Annotated in this window: 2 protein-coding genes and 1 pseudogene; all 3 read right to left on the bottom strand. The window is 61.4% G+C overall.

Annotated features, from left to right (window positions below):
• Positions 1-187: 187 nt before the first annotated feature.
• The gene (locus tag EN750_RS28065; protein WP_127398669.1) at positions 188-598 is read right to left on the bottom strand and encodes a GNAT family N-acetyltransferase; all 411 of its coding nucleotides are present in this window, start codon (positions 596-598) and stop codon (positions 188-190) included.
• Between the two features lie 39 nt (positions 599-637).
• Positions 638-2,314, bottom strand: a complete 1,677-nt coding sequence (locus EN750_RS28060) for an NAD+ synthase (RefSeq protein WP_127321218.1) — start codon at positions 2,312-2,314, stop codon at positions 638-640.
• 130 nt (positions 2,315-2,444) lie between these two features.
• Positions 2,445-2,697, bottom strand: a pseudogene (locus EN750_RS28055) (DNA-3-methyladenine glycosylase I); the annotation flags it as partial.

Here is a 2,697-nt window from a genome sequence, read left to right as displayed (position 1 = left end):
GGATGAGACCTAGGCTTCGCGGCCTCGCATTACCATGTGAAATACTGCCATCCGGACCTCCCGCAAGACAATTGCGGAGGTGTCCTTATAGAGACGCTCCGATGTATCGCCAAGACGAGTTCACGCCAAAAGTGTATCTGGTCCAACCACTGCGATTATTTTGCAACAACGGAGCAAGCCGCGCGCCTCATTCAGGAATGCGATCCAAGCGCATGTAGCGGCCATCGGTCGATGGCTTGAACCCAAGCTTCTCATAGACGCCGTGTGCGTCGCTGGTCGACAGGCTCCAGTGGAAAACAGTCCTGACTTCAGGATGATCGATAAGGGCCTGGACGAGCCGGCTGCCTATGCCTTGCCCGCGATGCCCGGGCCAGATGATGATGTCGGCGAGATAGGCGAACACCGTGCGGTCGGTGATCGCGCGGCCGAAGCCGACTTGCCTGCCATCGACATAAGCGCCGACGCAAAGCGAATTGGCAAAGGCGCGGCGATGGACTTCGTCAGTGCGTCCGGCGCCCCAATAGCTTGCCATCAACAGGCCCGATGTCGCGCGGAAATCGATCCGTGACATGTCGAAGCTGATCTCACAATCGGGCATGGCTGTCTCCGACCGCACCGCCGCGCGCGCTTTCGGTACCTAGCTGCGATCCCTGAACCGGTTGGTGATGGGATAGCGGCGGTCGCGGCCAAAATTCTTTTTGGTGATCTTCACGCCCGGCGCCGCCTGCCGCCGCTTGTATTCTGCGATGTAGAGCAGGTGCTCGATGCGCGTCACCGTCGCCCGGTCATGGCCGCGCGCGACGATGTCGTCGACACCCATCTCATTTTCCACCAGGCATTCGAGGATGTCGTCCAGCACCGGATAGGGGGGCAGCGAATCCTGGTCGGTCTGGTTCTCGCGCAATTCCGCCGATGGCGCCTTGTCGATGATGTTTTTCGGGATCACCTCGCCCGAGGGCCCGAGCGCGCCCGGCGGCACGTGGCTGTTGCGCCAGCGCGACAGCGCGTAGACCTGCATCTTGTAAAGGTCCTTGATCGGATTGAAGCCGCCATTCATGTCGCCATAGAGGGTTGCGTAGCCGACCGACATCTCGCTCTTGTTGCCCGTGGTGACGACCATCGAGCCGAACTTGTTGGAGATCGCCATCAGGATGGTGCCGCGCGCCCGGCTCTGCAAATTCTCCTCGGTGATGCCTTCCTTGGTGCCTTCGAACATCTGCGTCAGCGCGTGCAGAAACCCTTCGACCGGCTCGAAGATCGGCACGATGTCGTAGCGGCAGCCGAGCGCCCGGGCGCAATCCTCGGCATCCTTCAGCGAGTCCTTCGAGGTGTAGCGATAGGGCATCATGACGGCGCGCAGGCGTTCCTCGCCGAGCGCATCGACGGCGAGCGCCGCGCAGATCGCCGAATCGATGCCGCCGGACAGACCAAGCACCACATTCTTGAAGCCGTTCTTGTTGACGTAGTCGCGCAGGCCCAACATGCAGGCGCGATAGTCGGCCTCCTCCCGGTCCGGGATTTTCGACATCGGCCCTTCCGAGCAGATCCAGTGATCCCCTTGTCTCTTCCAGGTGGTGATGTCGACCGCTTCCTCGAACTGGCTCATCTGGAAGGCAAGCGTCTTGTCGGCGCCAATGGCAAACGACGCGCCGTCGAAGATCAACTCGTCCTGCCCGCCAAGCTGGTTGGCATAGATCATCGGCAGCCCGCATTCGATGACCTGGCGGATGACGACCTGGTGGCGGACATCGATCTTGGCGCGATAATAGGGCGAGCCGTTCGGCACCAGCAGGATTTCCGCCCCGCTTTCGGCCAGCGACTCGCAGATATCGACGTCGCCCCAGATGTCCTCGCAGATCGGAACTCCGATGCGCACGCCGCGGAAATTGACCGGCCCCTGGATCTCGGGTCCAGCCTGGAAGACGCGCTTCTCGTCGAACTCGCCGTAGTTCGGCAGATCGAGCTTGTAGCGTTCGGCGATGATCTTGCCGCCATCGGCGAAGACGATCGAATTGTGCGTGCCGCTCTTGCGCTTCAACGGCGTGCCGATGATGACGCCGGGACCGCCATCCGCGGTGTCGGCGGCAAAGTCCTGTGCCGCCTTTTCGCAGGCTTTCAAAAAGGCCGGCTTCAGCACCAGATCCTCCGGCGGGTAGCCGGCGAGGAAAAGCTCGGTATAGAGCACGAGATCGGCGCCTTGGCGTGCGGCATCCGCCCTCGCCTCGCGGGCCTTGGCGAGATTGCCTGATATGTCGCCGACAGTCGGATTGAGCTGGGCGACGGCGATGCGCAGGATGTCGAGCTTCTTGGTCATGCCTGCTGACTTAGCGCGGCAAAATTGCCCGGGCAATGGCGTTCGTTTGGACCAATTCGGACCGAATGACGTAGGTCAATCGTGTACGGACCGATCGACCTACTTCAATCGTGGCGAGACGAGCCGGGTCTCAGTCGTCGCCCATATATTCGCGCAACGCTTGCGGCGAATGATTCTCGCCGATCGACATCGCCAGGATGCGTGAAATATGCCGGCGCGGCAGATGCGTCTCCGCTGCCCATTGGTTGATTTGCCTCTGGATCTTTTCCAGGTCCTTCTTCGAAGTCGGGCTTTCGGCGATGTCGAGGCCGGCGTCGCGCAACGCCGCGGCCATATCGCCCGAGATGACGAACGCATCCCAACCCAGCCAGCGCAGGAAATAC

This window comes from Mesorhizobium sp. M7A.F.Ca.ET.027.03.2.1 (genome assembly GCF_003999175.1).
In the GTDB taxonomy this organism is placed as follows: Bacteria; Pseudomonadota; Alphaproteobacteria; order Rhizobiales; family Rhizobiaceae; genus Mesorhizobium.
The sequence above is the reverse complement of the archived record's forward strand: the minus strand, read 5'-3'. Positions and strand labels throughout refer to the sequence as shown.